The sequence below is a fragment of the Streptomonospora sediminis genome (assembly GCF_054778995.1).
The window spans coordinates 1-24,074 of the sequence record NZ_BAAGYZ010000134.1 but is presented as its reverse complement, the minus strand read 5'-3'; the positions used below and the strand labels follow the sequence as shown (position 1 = coordinate 24,074).

At 72.1% G+C, this 24,074-nt stretch carries 20 protein-coding genes; 11 read left to right on the top strand and 9 right to left on the bottom strand.

The window, feature by feature from the left end:
- Positions 1–160: 160 nt before the first annotated feature.
- Positions 161–1,066, top strand: a complete 906-nt coding sequence (locus ACYVD5_RS26010; protein ID WP_461003785.1) for an NADP-dependent oxidoreductase — start codon at positions 161–163, stop codon at positions 1,064–1,066.
- An 89-nt stretch (positions 1,067–1,155) separates the two neighbouring features.
- Here the strand turns inward: ACYVD5_RS26010 and ACYVD5_RS26005 are convergent, their stop codons facing one another.
- Both ACYVD5_RS26005 and ACYVD5_RS26000 read right to left on the bottom strand, forming a co-directional pair.
- Positions 1,156–1,707 carry a GNAT family N-acetyltransferase gene (locus ACYVD5_RS26005; protein WP_461003784.1) on the bottom strand — a complete coding sequence of 184 codons (552 nt, stop codon included), beginning with the start codon at positions 1,705–1,707 and terminating at the stop codon, positions 1,156–1,158.
- A gap of 99 nt (positions 1,708–1,806) precedes the next feature.
- Positions 1,807–2,796, bottom strand: coding sequence for a sugar-binding transcriptional regulator (locus ACYVD5_RS26000; RefSeq protein ID WP_461003783.1), 990 nt, complete (start codon positions 2,794–2,796; stop codon positions 1,807–1,809).
- Between the two features lie 138 nt (positions 2,797–2,934).
- On the opposite strand from ACYVD5_RS26000, the gene ACYVD5_RS25995 reads away from it, so the two are divergent.
- The 9 genes from ACYVD5_RS25995 (at position 2,935) to ACYVD5_RS25955 (ending at position 14,069) form a co-directional block, all read left to right on the top strand.
- Positions 2,935–4,356 (top strand): MFS transporter, encoded by a 1,422-nt coding sequence (locus tag ACYVD5_RS25995; RefSeq protein WP_461003782.1) that lies wholly within the window; start codon positions 2,935–2,937, stop codon positions 4,354–4,356.
- Positions 4,349–5,815 carry a sulfatase family protein gene (locus ACYVD5_RS25990; protein ID WP_461003781.1) on the top strand — a complete coding sequence of 489 codons (1,467 nt, stop codon included), beginning with the start codon at positions 4,349–4,351 and terminating at the stop codon, positions 5,813–5,815. The genes ACYVD5_RS25995 and ACYVD5_RS25990 overlap by 8 nt, the downstream gene beginning before the upstream one ends.
- Before the next feature lie 24 nt (positions 5,816–5,839).
- A complete protein-coding gene (locus ACYVD5_RS25985) occupies positions 5,840–6,853 on the top strand; it encodes a formylglycine-generating enzyme family protein (RefSeq protein WP_461003780.1) in 1,014 nt (337 codons plus the stop codon).
- 472 nt (positions 6,854–7,325) lie between these two features.
- A complete protein-coding gene (locus tag ACYVD5_RS25980; protein WP_461003779.1) occupies positions 7,326–8,267 on the top strand; it encodes a sulfotransferase family protein in 942 nt (313 codons plus the stop codon).
- Between the two features lie 251 nt (positions 8,268–8,518).
- Complete coding sequence (locus tag ACYVD5_RS25975) at positions 8,519–8,875, top strand: hypothetical protein (RefSeq protein ID WP_461003778.1); 357 nt, start codon at positions 8,519–8,521, stop codon at positions 8,873–8,875.
- A 573-nt stretch (positions 8,876–9,448) separates the two neighbouring features.
- Positions 9,449–10,957, top strand: a complete 1,509-nt coding sequence (locus ACYVD5_RS25970; RefSeq protein ID WP_461003777.1) for a sodium:solute symporter family protein — start codon at positions 9,449–9,451, stop codon at positions 10,955–10,957.
- Between the two features lie 87 nt (positions 10,958–11,044).
- On the top strand, positions 11,045–12,469 hold the full coding sequence (locus ACYVD5_RS25965; RefSeq protein ID WP_461003776.1) for a UbiD family decarboxylase: 1,425 nt from the start codon (positions 11,045–11,047) through the stop codon (positions 12,467–12,469).
- A 36-nt stretch (positions 12,470–12,505) separates the two neighbouring features.
- On the top strand, positions 12,506–13,459 hold the full coding sequence (locus ACYVD5_RS25960) for a LysR family transcriptional regulator (protein ID WP_461003775.1): 954 nt from the start codon (positions 12,506–12,508) through the stop codon (positions 13,457–13,459).
- Positions 13,446–14,069, top strand: coding sequence for a UbiX family flavin prenyltransferase (locus tag ACYVD5_RS25955; RefSeq protein WP_461003774.1), 624 nt, complete (start codon positions 13,446–13,448; stop codon positions 14,067–14,069). Before ACYVD5_RS25960 ends, ACYVD5_RS25955 begins: the two co-directional genes overlap by 14 nt.
- An 82-nt stretch (positions 14,070–14,151) precedes the next feature.
- Here the strand turns inward: ACYVD5_RS25955 and ACYVD5_RS25950 are convergent, their stop codons facing one another.
- The 6 genes from ACYVD5_RS25950 to ACYVD5_RS25925 form a co-directional block, all read right to left on the bottom strand.
- Entirely contained in the window at positions 14,152–15,549 is a 1,398-nt protein-coding gene (locus ACYVD5_RS25950) for a benzoate/H(+) symporter BenE family transporter (protein ID WP_461003773.1), read from the bottom strand.
- On the bottom strand, positions 15,546–16,865 hold the full coding sequence (locus ACYVD5_RS25945; RefSeq protein WP_461003772.1) for a 2Fe-2S iron-sulfur cluster-binding protein: 1,320 nt from the start codon (positions 16,863–16,865) through the stop codon (positions 15,546–15,548). The genes ACYVD5_RS25950 and ACYVD5_RS25945 overlap by 4 nt, the downstream gene beginning before the upstream one ends.
- Entirely contained in the window at positions 16,862–17,791 is a 930-nt protein-coding gene (locus ACYVD5_RS25940) for an FAD binding domain-containing protein (protein ID WP_461003771.1), read from the bottom strand. Before ACYVD5_RS25940 ends, ACYVD5_RS25945 begins: the two co-directional genes overlap by 4 nt.
- A gap of 9 nt (positions 17,792–17,800) precedes the next feature.
- On the bottom strand, positions 17,801–18,580 hold the full coding sequence (locus ACYVD5_RS25935; protein WP_461003770.1) for an enoyl-CoA hydratase/isomerase family protein: 780 nt from the start codon (positions 18,578–18,580) through the stop codon (positions 17,801–17,803).
- 65 nt (positions 18,581–18,645) lie between these two features.
- Positions 18,646–21,135 (bottom strand): xanthine dehydrogenase family protein molybdopterin-binding subunit, encoded by a 2,490-nt coding sequence (locus tag ACYVD5_RS25930; protein ID WP_461003769.1) that lies wholly within the window; start codon positions 21,133–21,135, stop codon positions 18,646–18,648.
- Between the two features lie 3 nt (positions 21,136–21,138).
- Positions 21,139–22,716, bottom strand: coding sequence for a class I adenylate-forming enzyme family protein (locus tag ACYVD5_RS25925; protein ID WP_461003768.1), 1,578 nt, complete (start codon positions 22,714–22,716; stop codon positions 21,139–21,141).
- A gap of 86 nt (positions 22,717–22,802) precedes the next feature.
- Between ACYVD5_RS25925 and ACYVD5_RS25920 the strand changes: the two genes are divergently transcribed.
- Entirely contained in the window at positions 22,803–23,432 is a 630-nt protein-coding gene (locus ACYVD5_RS25920) for a PadR family transcriptional regulator (protein ID WP_461003767.1), read from the top strand.
- Positions 23,433–23,508: 76 nt separating this feature from the next.
- Here the strand turns inward: ACYVD5_RS25920 and ACYVD5_RS25915 are convergent, their stop codons facing one another.
- Positions 23,509–23,907 carry a VOC family protein gene (locus ACYVD5_RS25915; protein ID WP_461003766.1) on the bottom strand — a complete coding sequence of 133 codons (399 nt, stop codon included), beginning with the start codon at positions 23,905–23,907 and terminating at the stop codon, positions 23,509–23,511.
- Positions 23,908–24,074 lie beyond the last annotated feature (167 nt).

Here is a 24,074-nt window from a genome sequence, read left to right as displayed (position 1 = left end):
CCGCGATGGGTGAGCAGTGCCACAGCAGTCGGGCGGCCCTTTCGACTTGAACCTGACGCCCACGTCAGGTTCTAGCCTGGAGAGCGTCGGCACTCGCCGAACATGCGTCCCACTGACCTCATGAACGGCCTGCTCCGGCCGTGTGGAAAGGCGAAACCTCATGCGCGCAGTCCGTTATCACGAGTACGGCGGTGTGGAGACTCTCGTGGTCGAGCAGGTACCGGATCCGCATCCCGGTCCCGGGGAGGTCCGTATCCGCGTGGCGGCGGCCAGTGTCAATCCCGTCGACTGGAAGGTGCGTTCCGGCGCGGTGCGCGAATTTCTTCCCGTGGACCTGCCCGCGATCCCCGGGCGCGACGCCGCCGGCGTGGTCGACGCGACCGGCGAGGGTGTGCAGGGGGTGAGCGTCGGCGACCGCGTCTTCGGGCTGGGCGGCGTCACCGGCGCGACCGCGGAACTGGCCGTACTCTCGGCCTGGGCGCACGCGCCCACAGCGTGGACCGACGAGCAGGCCGCCGGCGCGGGCCTGGCATCGGTGACCGCGCTGGGCGGGCTGAAGGCGCTCGGTCCCCTGCAGGGGCGCACCCTGCTCATCGAAGGCGCCGCCGGGGGCGTGGGCAGCGCTGCGGTCGAGTTCGCGGTGGCTGCGGGCGCCACCGTGATCGGGACGGCCGGCGAGCGCAACCACGAGTTCCTCACTTCCCTCGGCGCGGTTCCCACGACCTACGGCTCCGGCCTTGCGGAACGCCTCGCCGCTCTGGCTCCGGACGGGGTTGATATCGCGCTCGACACCGCGGCCTCCGGGTCGCTGCCCGACCTCGTCGCGATCGCGGGCGGCGCCGACCGCGTGGCGACGGTCGCCGACCACGCCAACGGGCACCGCCTGGGTGTGTACGTCGCCAACGCGGAGAACGACTTCGCGCTCCTCGCCGAAGCGGCCGAATTCGGCGGGGAAGGCCGCTACACACCGCGCATCGAGCGGAACTACCCGCTCGAACAGATCGCGGACGCGCACAAGGACTCCGAGCGCGGCCACACGCGCGGCAAGATCGTGGTCCGCACCTGAGCGTGTCCACCGTGCGGGCTTGCCCCGGCTCCGGCCGCGGGCGGCCCGCACCTGCAGCACAGCACTGCGAGCCGGCCACCGCGGCACAGCTACCGGAGGTCCGCCCGGTAGAGCACGTGCGGGCGCAGCGGGTGGCCGGGCGGCAGGTTGGGGTGGTCGAAGTCGTCGCCGGGGTCGCGGGTCATGTGCAGGCGCTGCATCACCGCGATGGACCGCAAGTTGCCGGGGACGGTGAAGGAGACGACCTCCCCCAGTTCGAGGGTGTCGGCTGCAAAGGCGATGGCGGCGCCGGCCGCCTCGGTCGCGAATCCGTTGCCCCAGGCCGAGCGGACCAGCCGCCAGGCCACCTCGACGGCAGGGGTGAAGTGCGCGTCGAAATTCGTGTGCGCAAGGCCGACGCAGCCGAGGAAGGTGCCGTCCTCCCGTGACTCCACGGCCCAGATGCCCCAGCCCTGCTCGTCGACCAGGCCGCCCATGCGGCGCGCCGCGGCGTCGCTGGCGTCGCGGCTGAGCAGGCCCGGAAAGTGCCGCCGCACCTCCGGATCGGCATTCAACGCGGCGAACGGCGCCAGGTCGGACGGCTGCCAGGGCCGCAGCAGCAGCCGACTGGTGCGGAGGCTCACCGGTTCCGTCGGCTTCATCGGACCGTCCTCGATTCATCGCCGCGGTGTGGGCGTTCCAGGCTATGTGCGGGCCCCGCCGGCCGTCCCGCTGCTGGTCGGGTCGCCGCCCGCCCCCGATCACCCCTCCGGCTGTTCGAGCAGGGCCGATGCGAGTTCGCTGTCGACGACCAGCGTGTGCACGAGCCCCGCGCGGACGGCGGCGCGGGTGGCTGCGGCGCGGAAGGCTCCGTGGCTGGAAACGAGGAGATGGCCGACCGACTGCAGTTCCTCGGCGGTCACGCCGATCACCCGGTCGTGGAACGGGGCCGCGACGATGCGGCCGCCGGCGTCGAAGAGGCGGCCGGAGATCTCGCCGCACACGCCGGCCGCCGCGATCTCCTCCTGCTCCTCGGGGGAGAGCAGGTCGTGGACCGCCGATGCGGACGGGTGCCAGGCGCCCACCGACAGCACGGCGAGGTCCAGGGCGCGGCCCCGTTCGAGCACGTCGGCGATCTCGGGCTGGCGCCGCAGGCCGGCCGCTGTGTCGGCGTCGGCGACGGCCAGGGGGGCGTAGATGGTGTGCGCGTCGCCGCCGGCCACCTGGGCCAGGCGCCGGGTGATCTCGACCGAGCCCGGCATGCCGGACGGCGGGTAGATGGCTCCGGCCAGTTGGACCACCGAGCACGGGCGCAGTTGCGGGAGCGCGTCGGTCATGGCGACGGTGGTGCTGCTCCAGGCCACCCCGAGTACGTTGCCCGCCTGCACCGCCGCGGCGAGTTCTTCGGCGAGGGCGCGGCCGACGTACTCGACGGCCATGTGCGGCGATGCGGGGGCCGAGGCGACCACGACGACCTTGTGCAGGCCCAGCCGGTCCTGCAGCGCCGCCGCCAGTTCGCGGTCGCGGCGCCCGGGCGCGCCGATCTCGATGCGGACCAAGCCGTCGCGGCGGGCGTCCTGCAGCAGGCGGGCGACCTGGAAGCGGCTCAGCCCGAACGACTTCGCGATGGCGACCTTGGACTGGTCGCGGTGGTAATAGCGCCGGGCGACGGCGATCTGCACTGCGACGTCGTCGCCGGATTCGAGCGCCCTGCGCTCGGTTTCGGAGAGGTCGCCGCCTCCTGCCGCCACGGGTATCGACTCCCTCTCCGCCGCTGCGTTCCGTGTCTCCCGACTGCGTTCTTCCCGCCAAATCTTGACACGGCGAAACGGTGTGCCGCAGCATGTGTGCCACATCATACTCTCATCTGAGCATAGACAATCGCTCAAATGAGCACTCAGCACACGGGAGTGTTGTCCATGGGCACCGCCGATCGCCGCGCCGCCAAGACCAGTGCGCCGCGCGCCCTCATCGCATCCGCCTCCGGGGCATTCCTGGAGTGGTACGACTTCTACCTGTTCGGTATCGCGGCCTCGCTCGTCTTCCCGCAGCTCTTCTTCCCCGACTCCTCCGAGACCGCGGCGTTCCTGGAGTCCTTCGGCGCGTTCGCCGCCGGGTTCGTGATGCGCCCGATCGGCGCCGTGCTGTTCGGCCACTTCGGCGACCGGATCGGCCGCCGCCGCATGCTGCTGATCACGATCCTGCTGATGGGCGGCTGCACCTTCCTGATCGGGTTGCTGCCGTCGCACAACACGATCGGCGCGGCCGCACCGCTGCTGCTGGTGTTCCTGCGGCTGCTGCAGGGCCTGGGCATCGGCGGCGAGTTCGGCGGCGGCGCGCTGGTCGCGCTGGAGAACGCGCCCACCGGCCGGCGCGGCGCCATGGGCAGCATCCACCAGATGGGCACCCCGTCCGGGCTGCTGGTGGCCACCGGCGTGTTCTCGCTGGTGCAGCTGCTGCCGGAACCCGACCTGCAGTCCTGGGGCTGGCGCATCCCGTTCCTGCTCAGCGGTGCGTTCCTGCTCGTCGCCTACTACATCCGCCGGAGCCTGTCCGAGACCGAGGTCTTCAGCAAGGAGGGCGACCGGCCCCGCCCGCTGCCCGTGTGGTCGCTGCTGCGCGAGCACCCGAAGAACATCCTGCTGGCGACCGGCGCCCGCATGGCCGACGCGGTGACCTTCAACGTGATCAACGTGTTCGGCATCGCCTACGCCACCACCCACCTCGGCCTGAGCAGCGCGATGATGCTGAACGGGTTCACCATCGCCGCGGCGGTGGAGATCGCCACGATCCCGATCATCGGCCACATCTCCGACCGGGTCGGCAGACGGCCCGTCTACATGTTCGGGATCGCCATCTGCCTGATCACCGCGTTCGCCTACTTCCCGCTGCTCGCCACCGGCAGCACGCTCGTGGTCTGGACGACCATCGTGGTCGCGCTGGCGGTGGGCACCGGCAGCATGTTCGCCATCCAGGGCACCCTGTTCGCCGAGATGTTCGGCACCCGCACGCGCTACACCGGGCTCGGCGTGGTCTACCAGTCCTCCGCCCTCATCGGCGGCGCCCCCACCCCGGTGATCGCGACCGCGCTCGCGGCGGCGTTCGGGCAGTCCTACTGGCCGGTGGCGGTCTACATGGGGGCGATATGCCTGCTCAGCCTGATCTGTGTCGCCTTTGCTACCGAGACCCACCGCACCGGCCTGGTCGCCGCGGCCCGCGACGAGGCGGCGGCCGATACAGCGCCCCCGTCCAACACGTCCCCAACCGCACAACCACCGGCACCGGAAGGCGGCCCGCACACCAATGACTGACGGCAGGACCGACGCCATGACCGACGAGACCCGGCCCAACATCGTCTTCGTGATCACCGACCAGCAGCGCTTCGACACCATCGCCGCACTCGGCCACGAGCACGTCGACACCCCCAACCTGGACCGGCTGGCCCGCGAGGGGACGTCGTTCACCCGCACCTATGTGACCGCGCCGTCCTGCTCGCCGTCGCGGGCGAGCCTGTTCACCGGCGTCTACCCGCACTCCCTGGGCGTGCTGCGCAACGAGGAGCAGTGGCGGCACTCCTGGGTGGAGCTGCTCGCCGACTCGGGCTACCGCTGCGTGAACGTCGGCAAAATGCACACCCACCCGTGGGAGACGCCCCTCGGGTTCCACGAACGCACCGTCGTGGAGAACAAGGACCGCGACCACCCCAGCGTCCCGTTCTTCCACGACCAGTTGGACAAGGCGTTCTGGATCCGCGGCGAGACCAAACCGACCCGCACCACCTACCGCGAGCGGGACGACTACGGCGACCGGCTCGGCGCGTTCGAGTGGGAACTCGACGAGGACCTGCACCCGGACGTCTTCGTCGGCGCCGGCGCCCGCTGGTGGCTGGACACCTACCCCGGCCGCGAACCGTTCTTCCTGCAGGTCGGGTTCCCCGGCCCGCACCCGCCCTACGACCCGGTGCCGCGCCACCTGGACGCCTACCGGAACCGCGACATGCCCGGCCCCGTGCGCAGCGCCGCGGACATCGCCGACCAGCCCGCGGCACTGCAGCAGCTGCGCCGCGAGCACCAGGAGACCGACCACGACGCGGTCGTGCACCTGCCCGAGCCTACGGAGGAGCAGTCGCTCCGGCAGCGGCGGCACTACCACGCGAACGTCACCATGATCGACGAGCAGCTCGGCCTGCTGCTGGACGCCTTGGAGCGGCGGGGCGCGCTGGACAACACCGTCATCGTCTTCACCTCCGACCACGGCGACTGCCTCGGCGACCACGGCCACAGCCAGAAGTGGACCATGTACGAGGGCAGCGTGCGCGTGCCGGCGATCGTCTGGGGCCCGGGCCGGGTGCAGGCCGGCCGACAGGTCGACGGGCTCACCTCGATGATGGACCTCGGCCCCACGGTCCTGGAGCTCGCCGGTGCCACCCCGCCGGAGTGGATGGAAGCCCGATCGCTGCTGCCCGCGCTGCGCGGCGAACCCGATCCGGGCCGCCCGCTCGTGTTCGCCGAGCACGCCGGCGACCACATCCTCAAGGGCACCGAGCTGATGACGATGGTGCGCGATGAGCGGTGGAAGCTCGTGGAGTTCGTTGACTCCGAGGAGGGCCAGCTCTTCGACCTCACCGCGGACCCCGGCGAGCTGGAAAATCTGTGGGACTCCCCCGCCGCGGAGCCGGCTGCCGCAAAACAGCGGCTGCGCGGGGAACTCGCGCGGTGGCGCGCCCGCAGCGCGCTGCACACCGCCGACATGCAACGGGCACACAGGTGACACGGGGTGGTAAGCAGTTGGTTTATGGAATCCGACATCGAACACGAACCGGCGCAGAGTGGTTGCTGCGCCCCGTCGCGGGCCGCATCGCCGGCAGCGGCCCGCGACGGGGCCGCTGCGGCGGATGCCGCCGGCGCGCCGGACGCTGCGGCGGGCACCGCTGAAGGGCAGGGGTACGCAGAGCGCGACCGTGCGCTGGCGCGCATGGCCGCGCTGCCCGGCGGCGCCTTCCTGATGGGCACCGACGACTCCCAGGGGTTCCCCGCCGACGGCGAGGGTCCGGTGCGGCAGGTGGTGGTCTCCCCGTTCGCCATCGACCCGATGGCCGTGACCAACGCGCGCTTCGCCGAGTTCGCCGCCGCCACCGGCTACGTCACCGAGGCCGAGCGTTTCGGCTGGTCCTACGTTTTTGCGTCCTTCCTGCCCGCAGCGCTGCGCCGGGAGTCGCCGCGCCCCGAGGCCGCCCCGTGGTGGTGCGGGGTCCAGGGCGCCTACTGGGCCGCACCCGAAGGGCCGGGCAGCGGCGTCGGCGACCGCGCCGACCACCCCGTTGTGCACGTCTCGGTCGCCGACGCCGCCGCCTTCTGCACCTGGGCGGGCCTGCGCCTGCCCACTGAGGCCGAATGGGAGTACGCCGCCCGGGGCGGCCTGGAGCAGGCCACCTATGCCTGGGGCAACGAACTCACCCCCGATGGCGAGCACCGCTGCAACATTTGGCAGGGCATGTTCCCGACCAAGAACACCGCCGACGACGGCTACCGCGGGACCGCCCCCGCCGACGCGTTCCCGCCCAACGGATACGGCCTGTACAACATGGCCGGCAACGTCTGGGAGTGGTGCGCCGACTGGTGGACCACCGACCACCCGACCGCAACGCAGCACGATCCCACCGGCCCCGGCACGGGCCCCGGACGCGTCATGCGCGGGGGGTCGTACCTGTGCCACCACTCCTACTGCAACCGGTACCGGGTCGCCGCGCGCACGAACAACACCCCCGACAGCACGAGCGGCAACACCGGCTTCCGCTGCGCCCGCTGAAGGTGCCGGCCGCGGCGGCGGGGGTGTGCGGGTCGCGCTCCGCCACCGGCGATCATGGCGTTATGCCCTAAATCAGCGCGGTGGTTCGGGCGTGGTTGCACGATGGCCGCGTACATCCCCCGGTTTCGGCACAACGGACACGCGCGCGCCTTCCCGGACCCGCCGCCGTTGGTGCCGCTTTTCCGTGCAGATCACCCGCCGCCCGGCAGGCCGCAAGGCCGCACAGCCGACCGCTGCCGCTGCCGCTGGATGGCACCGCAGCATGCAGCGCCCGCCATCACTCTCTTGTGACGCATGCAACCTGCGTTTGGTTACGTCCGTTATATTCCTTTTGCTGGATCGTAACCATTTACCCATAACTTACACATACATTCTCAGGGGTTGCCCAGGATCGCCGCGACATGCCCCTAGCCGTCGCCCGGCCGGCCTGCAACACGGGTTTGCGCACCGCGACACGAACGACGGAGGGTTCATGGGAGCCGTAGGCACCGGCATCAAGCGCAGAGTACGGCTGCTGGGCGAGGCGCTGCGCCCGCCGCGGTCCGCTGCTGCAGCGGCGCCCGCACCCACCGCGACCCCGAAACCGGTCCCCGCCGGCAGTACCGCCCCAGCCGCCGGCGCGGCCAAGACCGCCGCGGGGCGCAAACCGCCCAAGCGGACGGTCGCCTTCGAGTACACCGTGCCGCCCGCCCCGCGGCACGTCGAATCCCCGGTGTTCGTGCTCAGCCCGGTGCGTTCGGGCTCCACACTCCTGCGGATGCTGCTCAACAGCCACTCCCGCATCCGCGCCCCGCACGAGCTGCACCTGCGGACCCTCGAAGTGACCCTGACCGAGGGCTTCTCGGCCGACTCCATGGCCGAACTCGGCCTGGACCGGCTGGAGATCGAGCACGTGCTGTGGGACCGGCTCCTGCACATGGAGCTGGAGCACAGCGGCAAGGACGTCATCGTCGACAAGACCCCGGGCAACGTGTGGGTGTGGGAGCGCCTGCACCACGCGTGGCCGAAGGCGAAGTTCATCTTCCTGCTGCGCCACCCCGAAGGCATCGTGTCGTCGCTGGCCAACCGCAAGCACAACACCGGCACCCGCGAGCAGCTCGAAGCCAACGTGCTGAAGTACGTGAAGCCGCTGGAGAAAGCCCGCAATACGCTGGACGGCCACTTCCTGCGCTACGAGGACCTCACCGCCGACCCCGAGACCGCAACCCGCGACCTCTGCTCCTACCTGGAAGTGGAGTGGGAGCCGGAAATGCTCGACTACGGGGAGCAGGAGCACGGGCGCTTCGCCCCCAACCTCGGCGACCGCAGCGCCAACATCAAGTCCGGCCGCATCCAGGCCGCCCGCGAACTGGAGACCACCGACCAGCTTTCGCCGGAACTCACCCGCTTCGCGTCCCTGTGGGGATACTCCTGAGGACACCCGCCGCCGGAGGGCGGTGCCCGCGCCCGGCGCTGCGCCGGCCCGGGCACCGGGTACGTTCCTGCTCCGCCCTGCTCCCGGGCACCGATTCCGCGTTTGGGGCGCCGCCACTTCGGTACGCCTTGGGGTGAGCGTGCGGACGCGCGCCCGCTGCCGGCGGCGAGCCGTGCAGCGGATCCGGCGGAGGCGGCCCCTGCCGCCCCACCGCCGAGCGCGCCGGCACGCGTAGGCGAAAGGGAGCGGGCATGCGCGCGAGTGGCGGCGACTCGGACACAGAACTGCGGATCCAACTGGTCGCCGGGCTCGCCCTCGGTGCGTTCGCCGCAGAAGCGCTGGTGACCGCCCTATTGCGCGGTGAAGTCGGGTTGACCGTGGGCGGAGCCGTGGCGGCCGTGCTCGCGGTGGCGCTGGTCGCGCTGGCAGTGGCCGGGCTGCGGAGGCACCGCGACTCGGCGGAACGGCAGGCGGCCGCGGACGACTCGGACGCCGGGGGGTCCGCGGGCGCCGCGGACTCCGGGGACACTGCGGGCTCGGCGGGCTCGGCGGGCCCCGCGGACCCCGGCGCGCATACCCGGCCGCGCCGCACCGACGGACAGGCCTGATCCCGAGCGCCTTGCGGGCCGGCCCGCAAGGCGCGTGCCGCCGCGCCCCCGAACGGCCAAGTGACCGAGCCGCCGACGTGCGCGCTCGCCCGCGCGTGCCCGGTCCTGGGCGGAGCGCGGCCGTGCCCCGACCCGTTGACACCGGTCTGCGGTCCGCCGTAGGTTTGTGAGCCATACCAACCATCTGAACCATACGGTTCGGTGCGCATCATTTGGTCGGCATCCGAGCCGGTCCGGGCCGACCGCCGGCCGCGCGACCCGGCACCCGCCCCTACACCGGGGACGCCGCGCGCCGCCCGCCAATGCGGCCCAAAACGCCCGCAGGTGCCCCGGAAGCGCGAATCCGCGGGAGCGGCGAGAACCGCACAGCAACCGCTCCGGCACCGCTCCGCAATTCTTTTCCGCAGCCACGGAAAGTCAGTTGAAAACCGCGTCGAGCACGCACGGAAAACGTATCTCAATCCACTATGAGCCCTATACGCCGATACTATTGGACGCCGATACCGCGTTCCACCTAGTTTGGTCTGGCCAGGTCACAGTGACGGAGGTCACAAGCCAGCCCTAGGAGGATCCGTGGACTCGACATGGCTGATCGTAGCGGTCATAGTGCTCTATCTGGCCGTAATGGCGGTCATCAGTTTCACCTCCGCGCGGTCGGCGAAGACCCCGAAAAGCTTCGCCGACGGCGGCCGCGTATTCCCGGCGGTATTCATCGGATTCCTGCTCGGGTCGGAGTTCATCGGCACCTCCGCCACCATCGGAACAGCCCAGGAAGCCTATTCATCGGGAATCTCCTCGGCGTGGAACATCGCCTCGCTGGGCGCCGGGTTCATACTTTTCTCGTTACTGCTGGCGCGCAAGTTCAGCGACCTGGGCGAGAACACCATCTCCGGCGCGCTGTCCCGCGCCTACGGCGAGCGGGTGCGCACCGCGACCTCGGTCATCATGGTCTGCGCGCTGCTGATCGTTTCGGTGGCCACCTATTCCGGCGGCGGCGCGGTCCTCGCCAGCCTGCTGGGGATCGACCGGGTGTGGGCCATCGGGATCGTCGGGGTGCTCGCCACCGTCTACGTCAGCGTGGGCGGCATGCGGTCGGTCGTCTACACCAACCTGGTGCACGCCCTGACCATGTTCGCCGGGATCGTGCTGCTCGCCGTGATCGGCACCGGCCGCGCCGGCGGCCTCGGTGAACTGCGCGCGGCCCTGCCCGAACAGATGTTCGCCTTCGACGGTGTCGGCTGGGCGCAGATCATGGCGTGGATGATCGCCGGAGTCGGCGCCACCTTCGCGACCCAGTACGTCGTGCAGGCCATCACCACGGTCGGCGACCGGCGCAAGGCCCAGACCGCGAGCACCTACGCCGCGGTGTTCTTGCTGCCCTACGGCGTGCTGGCGGCGCTGGTGGGCATGTGCAGCGCCGTGCTCTACCCCGGCATCGACAGCATCCGCGCGATCCCCGCCCTGGCGGTCGACCTCGACCCGCTGCTGTCCGGCCTGGTGATCGCGGGGCTGTCGGGCGCGATGTTCGGCACGATCGCCGCCCTCACCGTCGGCGCGTCGACTCTGCTGCTCAAGGACTTCTACCAGCCCTATTTCAACCGCGAGCGGTCCCCCGCCAAGGACCTGGTGTTCATCCGCACGGCCACCGCGGTCGCCGGCCTGCTGCCCATCACCCTCGCGCTGTTCGCCTCCGACATCCTGGCCGTCACGTTCCTCGCCAAGTCGCTGCGCGCGGCACTGGCCGTGCTCGTGGTGCTGATGTTCTACGCGCCGCGGTTCGGTACCCGGGGCGGCGCGTTCTGGAGCATCCTCATCGCGCTGCCCGCGACGCTGGGCTGGTACCTGGTCGGCGAACCCTACGGCATCGACAACGCCTACATCGCGGTCGCGACGCCGCTGGTGGTCATGGCGGTGAGCGGCCTGCTCCCCCGGCGCCGCGCCGGCGCCAAGCACACGGCCGGCTCCGCCGCCGACGAACCGGCGGCCGAGCCGGAGCCGGCCCCCGCCCAGCAGGACGCGCCCGCACCGGGAGCGGGGACCGCCCACCGGCCGGCCCCCGCACCGGACGACCCCGCACCGTGAGGCCCGGCCCGGCCGCAGGGCCGGGGACCCGCAGGCATGGCACGGCGCTGCACGGCACCGCTACGGACACAAGGAAGGGCCCGCACGATGCACGTACCGACCACGCCCGAACCGGTGGGCGCCGACCTGCGCGCCTGGCTGGACCGGCTGGCCGCCACCGACCGGCTCACCCGCATCCGCCCCGGCGCCGACCTGCGCTTCGGGGTGGCCGGTGTCGCCAACCGGCTCGACGGCACCAGCGCGACCGTCTTCGACCGGCCCGGCGGCCACCCGGTCCCGGTGATCTCGGGCCTGCTGTCGCGGCGCGCCTGGATGGCCGAGGCCATGGGCACCGACGAGCACCACCTGGTCGAACGGTTCCAGGAGGCCTGCCGGTCGCCCGTGCCCTGGCGCGAAACCACCGAGGCGCCGTGCCAGCAGACCGTGCACGACCGGGTCGACCTGCGCGAACTGCTGCCCGTGCCCACCCACAACGAGCACGACCACGGCGCCTACATCACTGCCGGGCTGCTGATCACCCGCCAACCCGGGACCGGCGTGCAGAACGTCTCCATCCACCGGTTGCAGGTCAGCGGCCCCGACCGGTTGGGCGCCCTGCTGCTGCCGCGCCACGCCCACGCGTTCTTTGCCGAGCAGGAGGCCGCAGGCGCCGACCTGGACGTGGCCGTCGCCATCGGCACCGACCCGCTGACGCTCATGGCATCGCAGGCGGTGGTGCCCATCGGCCACGACGAACTGGAGATCTCCGGTGCGCTGCGCGGCGCGCCGCTGCCGGTGGCCAAGTGCCGCACGAACGAGGTGCGGGTGCCCGCAGGCGCGGAGATCGTGTTGGAGGGCCGCCTGCTGGCGGGGGTCCGCGAACCCGAAGGACCGTTCGGCGAGTTCCCCCAGTACTACGGCGAGCGCGCCGAACGCCACGTCATCGAGGTTTCGGCGGTCACCACGCGGCGGCGGCCGCTGTACCACACCATCGTCGGCGGCGGCCTGGAACACCTGCTGCTGGGCGGGATCCCGCGCGAGGGGTCGCTGCTGTCGCACCTGCGGCGCAGTTTCCCCTGTGTGCGCGCCGTGCACCTGAGCCCCGGCGGCGTCTGCCGCTACCACCTGTACGTGCAGGTGGCCGACCCCGCGCCCGGCGAGGTCACCAACCTGATCCTCGCGGCGCTGTCGAGCCACTACGACATCAAGCACGCCACCGCGGTGGACACCGATGTAGACCTTTTCCGCCCCGAAGAGGTGGAATGGGCGGTGGCGACCCGGTTCCAGGCCGACCGCGACCTCGTGGTCGTCGGCGGCGCCCAGGGCTCCAAGCTCGACCCCTCAACCGCCGAGGGTGTCGGCGCGAAGATGGGCCTCGACGCGACCGTCCCGCCGGGCTCGGCCGGGATGCGCTTCACCCGCATCCGCGTCCCGGGCGAGGACGACCACGACATCGCCGCACTCACCCACCCGGAACCGGACTGGCGCGGGCCCGCTGCGGGCGGCGGCGCCGGTCCCGCGGCCGCCGAGTGACGGCGCCGCCCGGCCCGCTTCGTGAAGGAGGCCGTTGTGGAATTGCGGCAGTTGACCTATTTCGTGTGCCTGTACCGCGAGGGCACGGTGACACGCGCGGCCCAGCGGTTGAACATCGTCCAACCGGCGGTGTCCTCCCAGATCGCCAAGTTGGAGAGCGAACTCGGCCAGGTGCTGTTCGAGCGCGGCCCCAAGGGCATGACCCCCACCCGGGCCGGCGAGGAGGCCTACCGGCTGTTCGCGCCGGTGCTCGACGAGATCTCCGCCGCCCGCCGCACGCTGATCGGCGAGCGCGGCAAGGTCGCCGGCCGGGTCAGCGTGGGGCTGATCGCCTCGGCCACCAGCGACGCGCTGTCGCACACGCTCGCCTACTTCGTGGCGCACCATCCCGAGGTCGAGGTGTATGTGACCTCGGGTTACAGCATGGAGCTGGTCGAGAAGGTGCGCGCGGGCGAGCTCGACTGCGCCGTCATCAACCAGAACTTCAGCCAGGATGACCTGCACAGCCGCGAGATCGTCAACGAGGAGCTGGTCGTCACCGCGGCGGCGGACACGGTGCTGCCCGCGCCCTCGCCGGTGCCGCTGCACGCCCTGAGCGGGCTGCGGCTGGTGCTGCCGTCGCGGCGGCACGGGCTGCGCATCGCGATCGAGGACGTGCTGGGCGGCCACGCGGTCGAGGTCCGGCCGCGGCTGGAGGTCGACGACATGGGTGTCATCGCCGATCTGGTCGGGCGCACCGACCACGTCTCGGTGCTGCCCGCGGCCCTGGTGCAGCGCGGCCTGCGGGAGGGGGCGCTGCGGGTCCACCCGCTGGCGCCGCCGGGGATCTTCCGGCGGATGATCTGCGTGCGCGACCGCCGCCGCCCGGTGTCGGCGGCCGAGTTCGCGTTCATCGACGTGCTCGCGCGGCGCCTGGCCGAGCTGACCGACGCGACAACCTCGGTCTCGCTGGCCGGGCCGGCAACGGAGGACGACGATGTCCGGCACTGACCGCCCCGACCGGCTGATCGTGGGCATCACCGGCGCCTCGGGCATGGTCTACGGGATCAGGATGCTGCAGCTGCTGCGGGACACCCCGGTGCAGACCCATCTGGTGGTCACCAAATCCGCCCGGATGACGCTCGCCTACGAGACCGACATGTCCTTCACCGACCTGTGCGCCCTGGCCGATGTGCACCACACCAACGCCGATCTGGGCGCCGCGATCTCCAGCGGGTCGTTCCGCACCACGGGCATGGTCGTGGCGCCGTGCTCGGTCAAGTCGATGTCGGAGATCGCCTCGGGGGTCACTTCGACACTGCTCACCCGCGCCGCCGACGTGGTGCTCAAGGAGCAGCGCAAGCTGGTGCTGATGGTCCGCGAAACCCCGCTGCACCGCAACCACCTGCGCACGATGGCCGAGCTCAGCGAGTTGGGCGCGGTGATAGCGCCGCCGGTGCCGGCGTTCTACGCGCGCCCGGCGTCGCTGGCGGAGATGGTCGACCACACCGTGGGCCGGGTACTCGACCTGTTCGGCATCGAGGTGGGCGCGGTGCACCGGTGGGGCGGGACCGCGGGCGGCGCTGCGGACGGTGCCGCCGAGGGCCGCGGCACCGGCTGAACGGGTTCGCGGGTGCGGGCGCGCGTGCCCGCACCCGCAAGCACCGGTCGTCCGGGTGACCTGGGCCGACCGGCCGGCCGCGCTACTCCGTCCGCTCGGCGGACTGCGCAGGCACCCCGGGGTCCGGGGCCCCGTCCTTGCCGTCTGCGTCCGCTGTTTTCTCCGAGTCCTCCGCGTCCTCCGCGTCCTCCGCGTTCTCGCCCTCCGGCTGCTGCTGGGCGCGGTTGCGGAAATGGCCGGTCTCCAGGACCAGCGACACCACCACACCGCCCACCAGCGCCCAGAACGGCGCGGAGATACCGAACGCCGTCACACCGCTCATCGCGATCGCCAGCGCAAAGAACGCGCCGATCTGGAACCGCCCGCTGGAGAACGACCGCTGCAGCGCGTTCACCAGCACCGCCACCATTGCCAACCCCGCCACCGCGGAGATCAGCTGCGGGGGCAGCGCGGTGACCAGCCCCACGGCCGCACCGGCGAGCACGCCGAACGCAACGAACAGCACACCGTTGAGCACGGCCGCGACGTAGCGGCCCGCTCGCTTCCCGCTTTCCGGCGACGCGCAGATGGCGGTCATCGGGCCGGCGATGTTGGCGCTGTGCGCGCCGAACGGGGCCGCCAGCAGCCCCATGACACCGCTGGTGATGGTCATGGCGTTCATCGGCGGCCGGTACCTCTCGGTGATCAGCACCCCGATGGCCTGCGCGTTCTCCGCGCCGACGACCAGGACCGCCAACGGCACGGCCACCGCAAGCACCGCCCCGGCGTCGAAGACGGGCAGGACCGGCTGCGGCGCGGTCAGCGCCACGTCCGACGCCGGCGCGCCGAAGGCACCGGTCGCCGCGGCCGCGATCGCGCCGCACACCAGCGCGGCGATCACCCCGGGGATACGGGGCAGAAACCGGGTGGACAGCAGGAAGCCCGCGACCGCCGCCGCCACGATCCAGGGCGCCTCGCTCCCGGCGTCGAGCACCCCGATCGCGAAGTCGATGAGTGCACCGGCGATCATCGCCATGATGATGGGCAGCGGCAGCCACGACATCACCCGCCGGACCGCGCCGCTGAGCCCCAGGACCAGCACGAGCAGGCCGGCCACCACGTAGGCGCCGACCATCTCGGCGAGCGAGTGCGCGCCCAGCGCGTCCACGGCCAGCACGGCGCCGGGGATGCTGTAGGCGCCGACGATGGGTTGGCGGTAGTAGGTGGCCAGCACCAGGCTGACCAGCCCGCCGAACACGTAGACACCGAAGATCCAGCTTGCCGTCTGCGCGGGGCCGAGCCCGTTGGCGGCGGCGCCGTCGATGATGATCAGCGCCGGCCCGGTGCAGCCGAAGATGGCGGCGACCAGGGCGCTGCTCGCGGCGGCCACCGACAGATTGCCGCCGAACGCGCGCGGGCCGCGCCGCCCCGGCGGGCCCGGCTCGATGAGGCGCCGGCGGTTGGCGCGCGGCGCCTGCGCGCCCGCTGCTGCTGCGGTCATGGCCGTCCTCCCTTCCCGCGGTGCGCGGGGCCGTCTGTGTCGCCTGCCGCGCCCGATCCGGTGCGGCGCGCGGTGATGCGGGCGATCAGGGCCCGCACCCGGCCGCGCAGCGCATGGACCATCAGGCCCAGCGCGCTGGGTGCCGACGCCGCGCGGACCGGGGCGCCGCCGGTGGCCGCGGCCTGTTCCAGCGCCTCGGTGAACTGCTCGAACATGCGGCGGCTGATGTCGCCCGCCAGGGCCCGGCCGAACTGGGCGATGCGGCCGGTGAGGTAGACGTCGGCGACGGCGCGCAGCCGCATACCGGTCTCGGTGGGTTCGGCGGTCAGCACCACGTCGCCCTGGGTGCGGGCACCGCCGGTATCCTGACCCTGGGCGACGACGTGCAGCCGCCCGCGGTCGCGGTCGCTTTCCAGTACGTGGGCCACACCGGTGAACGAGAGCTTCACGGGCCCGGCCGCCACCCGGGCGCGCCCGGCGTAGCGGTCGGGGCCGAGTTCGCCGGTGAGTTCGGCGCCCGGCAGGCAGCGCGCAAGGGTGTGCACGTCCTCCAGCACCCGCCACAGCCGGTCCTCGGTGACCGCCGGTTCGCTGGTGATCTCGACGGACACGGTCGGGTCGGAGTCCGGCAGTTCGATGGCGGTATCGCTGTCGGCGGCGGGTGCCGCGGCGGCCTGGTCGGTGCCCGGTGCGCCGGGCAGCGGGCCCGAGCCTGCGCCGCCGCGCCCGGTCAGCACCCGCTGAGCGCAGTTCGTCGGGGCGGGCGGGCCGTCGGGGTGCTCGTGGGCGGTCTCGGCGACCGCGGTGACGATGTTGCGGTAGCCGGTGCACCGGCAGATGACCCCGGACAGTTTTTCGGGCAGGTCCTCTTCGGCGACTCCGGGCTCGTGGGAGAGCAGGTCGTATGAGCTCATCAGGAACCCGGGCGTGCAGAAACCGCACTGCAGGGCGTGGTTGCGGCCGAACGCGGCCTGCAGCGGGTGCAGGTCGTTGGGGCGGCCCAGGCCTTCGACGGTCACCACTTCGGACCCGTCGAGCTGGCAGGCCAGCAGCAGGCAGGCGCGCGCCGCGTCGCCGTCGACCAGCACCGTGCACATGCCGCAGACCCCGTGTTCGCAGCCGGTGTGGGTGCCGGTCAGGCCCAGGCGTTCCCGCAGCGCGTCCAGCAGGGTCAGCCGGGCCGGGACCCGCAGGTCGACGGCCGTTCCGTTGACGGTCATGCGGACATCGACATCGTCGCCCGCCGCTGCGCGGACGGGGCGGGGCCCGGGGGCGGCGCCCGCCGCTGCGGCGGGGTCGGATTCGGCGATACTCATGTGCGCACCTCCGCGGGGCCGCGCACGGCGCGGCGGTAGGCCCTGACCAGTTCGCGGGCTGCCAGGGTGGCGAACAGGCGTTTGCGGTAGCCCGGTGAACCGTGGGAGTCGCCGGCGGTGTCGACCACGTCGGCGGCCAGTTCGCCCATCGGCTCGGCCAGCCGGGCGGCGGCCTGAGTCTCGGTGCCCGCGCCGGGGTCGGCGGCGGCCAGTGCCGCGGCGGTGTCGCGGGTGACCGGGCGGTCGGATACCCCGAAGGCGGTGACCTTGGCCGCGGCGGGTGCGGGTCCGGCACCGCTGCCGGACTCCGCGCCCGGCGCCGACACGTGCACGGCGACCCCGGCCAGCGCGAAGTCGCCGTGTCTGCGGGCGACCTCGGCGAACCCGAAGCCGTCGCCGGCGGCGGCGCGCGGCAGCCGCACCGAACGCAGCACTTCGGCGGGGCCGAGCGCGGTGGTCATGGCGCCGGTGAAGAAGTCGCGCGCGGCAACGTCGCGGTCCCCGTTGGGGCCGGCGATGGTGAGCACACCGTCCAGGCAGCACGCGACCGCGGGGAGTTCGGCGGCCGGGTCGGCGTGGGCGAGGCTGCCGCACACGGTGCCCCTGCTGCGCAGTTCGCGGTGGCCCACCCACGGCAGGGCCATGCCCAGCAGCGGGACGCCGGCGCCGCGCGGCTCGCGCTCCAGCCTGCGCTGGCGCGCGGTCGCGCCGATGCGCAGGTACCCGTCCTCCTCGGTCACTTCGGCGAGCTCGGCGATCGCATTGACGTCGACGAGGGTCTCGGGCCGGGCCAGCCGCATCGCCAGCACCGGCATCAGCGACTGCCCTCCGGCGATGACCTTGCCGCCGCCGTCAGCGGTGGCCAGCTCGGCCACCGCATCGGCAACGCGGCCGGGGCGGACGTAGTCGAACGGAGCCGGTTTCATGGCCGCGGCTCACCTCCCTTGGAAACGCGGTGCCCGCTTCTCGTTGAAAGCGGCCACCCCTTCGGCGAAGTCGCTGCTGGAGCGCAGCATCGCGTAGGCCTTGCGCTCCAGTTCGATACCGCTGTACAGCGGGGCGTCGGTGCCCTTGTCCAGCACCTCCTTGGCGGTGCGGGCCGCCATCGGCGAGAAACCGAGCAGTTTGGCCACCAGGTCCTCGGTGGCGTCCTGCAGCGCCTGGGCGTCGGGGTGCAGTTCGGCGACCAGGCCCCAGTCGGCGGCCTGCTGCCCGGTGATGCGCTCGGCGGTGAGGATGTGGTACTTGGCGCGCGAGAGCCCGATCAGCCGCGCGAGGCGCTGAGTGCCGCCCGAACCCGGGATCATGCCCAGGCGCATCTCGGGCAGCGCGAAGCGGCTGCGTTCGGTGGCCAGCCGGATGTCGCAGGACAGGGCCAGTTCCAGGCCCACGCCGAAGCAGTAGCCGTCGACCGCGCACACGACCGGTTTGCCGCTGCGGGCGGGTGCGGTGACGTTGTGTCCGAGGTCGGTGAAGTCGACCGGGTCGACCTCCATGAACCCGGCGATGTCGCCGCCCGAGGAGAAGTGGTCGCCTTCGGCCTGGACGACGACCGCCTGGACCCGGTCGTCGGCGTCGATCTCGGCGAACCGGTCGGCCATGACCTGGCGGGTTTCCCAGGTGATGATGTTGTACTGGCCGTGGTCCAGGGTCAGGTAGGCCACCCGGCCGTCGTGGCCGTGGTGCAGCCGGATCTCGCCTCCGGTGAGCGGCATGGCGTGGTTTCCCTTCTGGTGGGTGCCGGTGGTTCCGGCGGGCGGGTCTGGGCGAGCGCGGCTGGCTAGCGGTCGACCGGGGCGGCGGGGTCGGCCTCCAGCAGCCGGTGCACGACATCGCCGTGCAGCGGCAGGGAGTCGATCCGCACGCCGTGCGGCGACAGCGCGTCGGCGACCGCGTTGGCAATGGCGGCGGGCAGGCTCATGCTGCTGCCTTCACCGCACCCTTTGGCGCCCAGCCGGGTCAGCGGCGACGGGGTCTGCATGTGGTCGCTGTGCAGCCGGTAGCCGGCTTCGGCGCTGGTGGGGCACAGGTAGTCCATGAACGTGGCCGCCGTGGGCTGGCCGGCGTCGGTGTAGCGCAGCTCCTCGTAGAGCGCGCCGCCGAGGCCGTGGGCGAGCGCGCCGTGCACCTGGCCTTCGAGCATGACGGGGTCGATGATGGTTCCGGCGTCGTGCACGGTGTAGACGTCGGTCAGCTCGATCTGCCGGGTCTCGGGGTCGATGCGCACCACCGCCAGCTCGGCGACGAACCCGTAGCACAGGCTGGAGTTGATGCGGTCGTCGCGGCCGGCGGCCTTCGACTCGGGCGGGGTGAACGCCGCTTCCTCGTAGAGGCGGGCCGAGACTCCCTCGGGCAGGGCGCCGGGGTCCCAGTGCACCAGCCCGGCGGCGTGGCGGAACTCCACCGCCTGCTCGGGTTCGGCGCGCACCCGCACCTGCCCGCCGGCCAGCTCCAGGTCGTCGGGGTCGGCCTCCAGCAGCACCGCGCCCGCCGCGCGCACGGTGGCGGCGACCCGCTCGGCCGCCTCCACGAGTGCGCTGCTCAGCAGCGGGGCGAAACGCGACGAGTAGCTGCCGGAACTCACCGTCCACGGCGTGGTGGCCGTGTCCATTTCCACCATCGGGCGCACCCGGTCCAGCGGCAGCCCCAGCCGGTCGGCGACGACCTTGCGGGCGGCGGTGGCGTGGCCCTGGCCCTGCGGCACCGTGCCCAGCAGCACCGAGACGGTGCCGTTGACGTCGACGCTGACGCGCACGTGCTCGGTCGACCCGGATTTGCCGCGTCCGCGCTGCTCGGCGGGTGTCGCCAGCCCCACGTAGCCGATGTTGGTGGCCGAAGGGTCGACGATCGCGGCCATCCCGATACCGAGGTACTCCCCGTTCTCCCGGGCCTGGCGGCGGCGCTCGCACAGCGCCTGGTAGTCGGCGTTCTTCAGCAGCAGCTCAAAGGCGCCGGGGTAGTCGCCGGAGTCGTAGACGCCGCCTGTGGGCGTGGCGTAGGGCAGCGCGTCGGCGGGCAGCAGGTTGCGGCGGCGCATCTCGGCCGGGTCGACACCCAGCTGCGCGGCGGTCTCGTCGACCAGCCGCTCCAACCCGAAGTAGAGCTGCTGGCCGCCGAACCCGCGGTTCAGCCCGGTCGGGGTCTTGTTGGTGACCACGGCGCGGGAGCGCAGGTGCACCGCCTCGATGCCGTAGGCGCCGGTGATGTTGCCGAAGCAGCGGTACAGGGTGCTGGGTTCGGGCGGCCGCAGGTAGGCGCCGACGTTGTCGACCAGGTCGACGCGCAGCGCCCGGATGCGGGCGTCGGCGCCGACCGCGGCCTCGAAGACCATGTCGCGGTCCGAACCCGCCGAACTGGCCAGCAGGTGCTCGCCCCGGTCCTCGGTCCAGCGCACCGGGTGGCCGGCGTGCCTGCTGGCCAGCGCCAGCAGCGCGACGTAGGGGTAGATGCCGGCCTTGATGCCGAAGCTGCCCCCGTTGTCGGCGGGCACGACCAGCCGGATGCGCGAGGCCGGCACGCCGATCGCGCCGGCGAGGACCGGAACCATGGAGAACGGGCCGTGGAAGTTCGCCCAGGCGGTGACGGCGGGACCGTCGGCCTCATCGCGCCATTCGGCGATGACCGAGTAGCACTCCATGGGGGTCGAGGAGTAGCGCGGGAACGAGTACTCGCGGCGCACGACGTGCTCGGCGCGGGCGAACTCCCCGTCGACGTCGCCGAAGGTGAACTCGCGGTCGGTGGCGACGTTGGTTCCGGCCGCCTCGTGCAGCAGCGGCGCGCCGGCGGCCATGGCCGGGGCGGTGTCGACAACTGCGGGCAGCGGCTCGTAGTCGATGTCGACCAGTTCGGCGGCGTCCTCTGCGGCGTAGCGGTCGGCGGCCACCACGATCGCGACGGGTTCGCCCACGAACCGGACCTTGTCGGTGCCGGTCGGGTAGTAGTCCATGGGCGTCTTCAGCGACAGCGGGAACGGCCGCAGCGCGGCGGTGACCTCGTCGGGGCCCACGACCGCGGCGACGCCCGGGTGCGCCCGCGCCCGGCTCAGGTCGGCGCCGCGGATGCGGGCGTGCGGGTGGTTGCTGCGCACGATCGCGGCGGTGAGCGTGCCCGGCAGCGGGTCGATGTCGTCCATGAACCGGCCCTGGCCGCACAGCAGCGGCGGGTCCTCCACGCGCGCGGTGGTCTGGTCGGCGGCCTGCGCGGGAGCGGTGGGTTCGGTGGCCCCGGTGGGCTGGTCGGCGGCCGGTGCCGCCGGGGTCTGTGCCGGCATTGTTCAGCGCCCCCTTTCGGTACTGGCCTCGGCCAGCGGCTGGAAGTCGCCCGCGGTGAGCCGGCGGCGCAGGATCTTGCCGACGGCGGACTTGGGGATCTCGGTGACCGCCACGACCCGCTTGGGGCGTTTGAGCGACGCCAGCCCCGAGGATTCGCGCAGGTAGCGGACGACCTCGTCGACGGCGCGCTGCGGCGGCGTACCGGCTGCGGCAACGAAGAACGCGGTGGCGGCCTGGCCCCAGCGGTCGTCGGGCAGGCCCACGACCGCGACGTCGGTGATCGTGGGGCAGCGGATCAGCGCGTCCTCGATCTCGTCGGGGTAGATGTTCTCGCCGCCGGAGTTGATCATGTCGTCCACCCGGCCGCTGACCCACAGGTCGCCGTCGGCGTCCTCAACGGCGAGGTCGCCGGGGAAGTACCAGCCGCCGCGGATGGTGGCGGCGTCGGCGTCGGGCCGCTGCCAGTACCCGCCGAACGCCTCGGGGTTGGCCATGCTGACCGCGATCTGCCCGGTCTCCCCCGGCTCCACCGTGTCGTCGGCGGAGGCCCCCGGAGTGGGGGAGACCAGGCGCACGCGGCCGAACACCCCGGCCCGCCCGGCCGATCCGGGCTTGGCCGCGACATCGGGGCCGATGGTGAACGTGTAGATCTCGGTGCTGCCGAAGTGGTTCACGAAGGAGCCGGGTTCCAGCGCCTCGGCGAGGCCCTGGGCCAGCGCCGGGGTCATCGCCGCGCCGGCGTAGGCCAGGTTGCGCACAGTGCGCGCCTCGTGCAGGCGGCCGGTGCGCAGCAGGCTCCAGTAGACGGTGGGCACCAGGTAGAGGGAGTCGATGCGCTCGGTGCGGATCAGCTCCAGGGACTCCTCTGCGTCGAACCGCACCTGCGGCACCCAGGTGCCCGCGCCGACGATGGCGGCCAGCAGCGTCCGCAGGCCCATGGTGTGGAACATCGGCATGGCGCCCAGGGTGCGGCTGAACGGGCCCAGGCGGGTCTGCAGCAGATGGGCGACTGCGGCGCTGTGCTCGGCGTGGTGGGTGCGCGGCACACCTTTGGGCCGCCCGGTGGTGCCCGAGGTGTAGAGCATGACGCTGTAGTCGCCGTCGCGCACCGCAACACCGAGAGGGCCGTCGGGCTGCGCGAGCGCCAGATGCTCGACCGTGCCCGCCGGCGGGTGTGCGCCCGGGGCTTCGCCGCCGCCGGAACGCAGGCGCGGAACCCCGGTTTTGGCGGCGGCACCGGCCGCATCGGCCGCGGCGTCGGTGGTGGCGTCGGTCACCAACAGGACCGGGCGCGCGTCGTCGAGGCAGTACGCCAGTTCGTCGGCGCCGAGGCGGAACGACAGCGGAACCGACACCGCCCCGAGCTTCTGGACGGCCAGGTGCAGGCTGGCGAGCGGCTCACTTCCGGACGTGAACAGCGCGACCCGGTCGCCGTGGCGTGCGCCGTGCGCTGCAAGGACGCGCGCGATCCGGTTCGTGCGGGCGTCCCATTCGCGATGGGTGAGCGGAGCTGGACCGCCCACCGCCCGCCGGTGCGGATAACGCTCGGCAGTCCAGCTCTGCACCGTTCCGAGGTCCATGACCCCCTCCTACAACTTCGCCCACAAACCGTATGAAACAGATCATACTTTTCAGATGATCGCCAACGTACGGTAAGCTCCGGAGAGTGTCAACACCGCGCCTTTCGACGACCTCCTATGTCGTGCTCGGGATGATCGCCATGCGCGGCCCCTCGACCTCCTACGACCTCAAGCGCGCGATCGGCCACTCGGTCGGCTACTTCTGGCACTTCCCGCATGCCCAGCTCTACTCCGAGCCCAAGCGGCTGGAGGACCTGGGACTACTGGAGTCCGAGGAAGAGGAATCGGGCCGGCGCCGCCGCACCTACTCGGTCACCGAGGCCGGCCGCACGGCGCTGCGGAGCTGGCTGGGCGAGCCCACTGAGCAGCACTTCGAACTCCGCGACATCGCCGAGATCAAACTCTTTTTCAACGAGTTCGCCGCTCCCCGCGACATCGCCCGGCTCGCCACCGACCAGCTGCGCCAGCACCGCGAACGCATCCGCGAGTACGAACAGATGCAGGAGCGCTTCGGCGGCCGCCCCGATGTCGCAGCCCGGATGGTCCCGCTGCGCCTGGGGCTGGAACTGGAACACGCGGCGCTCAACTTCTGGCAGACCATCAGCGCCGAAATCGAGGCCGGCAAGCCGCCCTTCGACACCGGCGCCGCACAGGAGGACCAGGACGCACCCCGGGACGGCGCCGAAAGCGGAAACGCGGGCGGGCTCCAGGGCTGACCAGCTTGAACCGCCCGGACCGCCCCGCCGGCGGCGCTCGGCGGGAACCCCGGGATGCCCAGGGCTCCCGCCGGTCTCAGCGGGCGAACTTCGCGATGGCCGCCGGGGTGACCGGGGTGAAGAAGTTGACGAGGTTGCCGTCGGGGTCGCGGAACAGCAGCGACCGGTTGCCCCAGGGCAGGGTGGTGGGCTCGTTGACGAACTCGGTGACGGTACCGGCCAGGTCCTCGTACACGCGATCGACGTCGTCGACGCGGAACTCGATGATCACGCTGCGGTTGTCGGCCGGTTGTGCAGACCCGGGCGCGAACAGCGGGACGGTGCGGGTGCTTCCGATCGCGAGCGTGGCGCCGGGGGCCGCAAGTTCGGCGAAGTCCTCAGTAGCCCAAGCCGCCGCCACCCCGGTGACCTGCTCGTAGAAGCCGACGAGGCGCGCGATGTCGCCGGTGATGACGCGGATCGAAGCGATGTCCATGGTGCTCTCCCCAATATCCGGTGCGGGTGTGCCGTGCAGGCATTGCGCACCGCACGCTAGGACGGATACTGGACAGAACCGGTCCACTATTCGCCACCGATCGCGTTAACCTCGATCTTTCGTGAGGCTGCGGCGTCGAAGTGAAGGACCCGGCCCTGTCTCACGAG

Coding starts and splice junctions, on each gene's coding strand:
- ACYVD5_RS26010 (WP_461003785.1), top strand. CDS start 161: ATGCGCGCAGTCCGTTATCACGAGTACGGCGGTGTGGAGACTCTCGTG.
- ACYVD5_RS26005 (WP_461003784.1), bottom strand. CDS start 1,707: ATGAAGCCGACGGAACCGGTGAGCCTCCGCACCAGTCGGCTGCTGCTG.
- ACYVD5_RS25995 (WP_461003782.1), top strand. CDS start 2,935: ATGAGCACTCAGCACACGGGAGTGTTGTCCATGGGCACCGCCGATCGC.
- ACYVD5_RS25990 (WP_461003781.1), top strand. CDS start 4,349: ATGACTGACGGCAGGACCGACGCCATGACCGACGAGACCCGGCCCAAC.
- ACYVD5_RS25985 (WP_461003780.1), top strand. CDS start 5,840: ATGGAATCCGACATCGAACACGAACCGGCGCAGAGTGGTTGCTGCGCC.
- ACYVD5_RS25980 (WP_461003779.1), top strand. CDS start 7,326: ATGGGAGCCGTAGGCACCGGCATCAAGCGCAGAGTACGGCTGCTGGGC.
- ACYVD5_RS25975 (WP_461003778.1), top strand. CDS start 8,519: ATGCGCGCGAGTGGCGGCGACTCGGACACAGAACTGCGGATCCAACTG.
- ACYVD5_RS25965 (WP_461003776.1), top strand. CDS start 11,045: ATGCACGTACCGACCACGCCCGAACCGGTGGGCGCCGACCTGCGCGCC.
- ACYVD5_RS25955 (WP_461003774.1), top strand. CDS start 13,446: ATGTCCGGCACTGACCGCCCCGACCGGCTGATCGTGGGCATCACCGGC.
- ACYVD5_RS25950 (WP_461003773.1), bottom strand. CDS start 15,549: ATGACCGCAGCAGCAGCGGGCGCGCAGGCGCCGCGCGCCAACCGCCGG.
- ACYVD5_RS25945 (WP_461003772.1), bottom strand. CDS start 16,865: ATGAGTATCGCCGAATCCGACCCCGCCGCAGCGGCGGGCGCCGCCCCC.
- ACYVD5_RS25940 (WP_461003771.1), bottom strand. CDS start 17,791: ATGAAACCGGCTCCGTTCGACTACGTCCGCCCCGGCCGCGTTGCCGAT.
- ACYVD5_RS25935 (WP_461003770.1), bottom strand. CDS start 18,580: ATGCCGCTCACCGGAGGCGAGATCCGGCTGCACCACGGCCACGACGGC.
- ACYVD5_RS25930 (WP_461003769.1), bottom strand. CDS start 21,135: ATGCCGGCACAGACCCCGGCGGCACCGGCCGCCGACCAGCCCACCGGG.
- ACYVD5_RS25925 (WP_461003768.1), bottom strand. CDS start 22,716: ATGGACCTCGGAACGGTGCAGAGCTGGACTGCCGAGCGTTATCCGCAC.
- ACYVD5_RS25915 (WP_461003766.1), bottom strand. CDS start 23,907: ATGGACATCGCTTCGATCCGCGTCATCACCGGCGACATCGCGCGCCTC.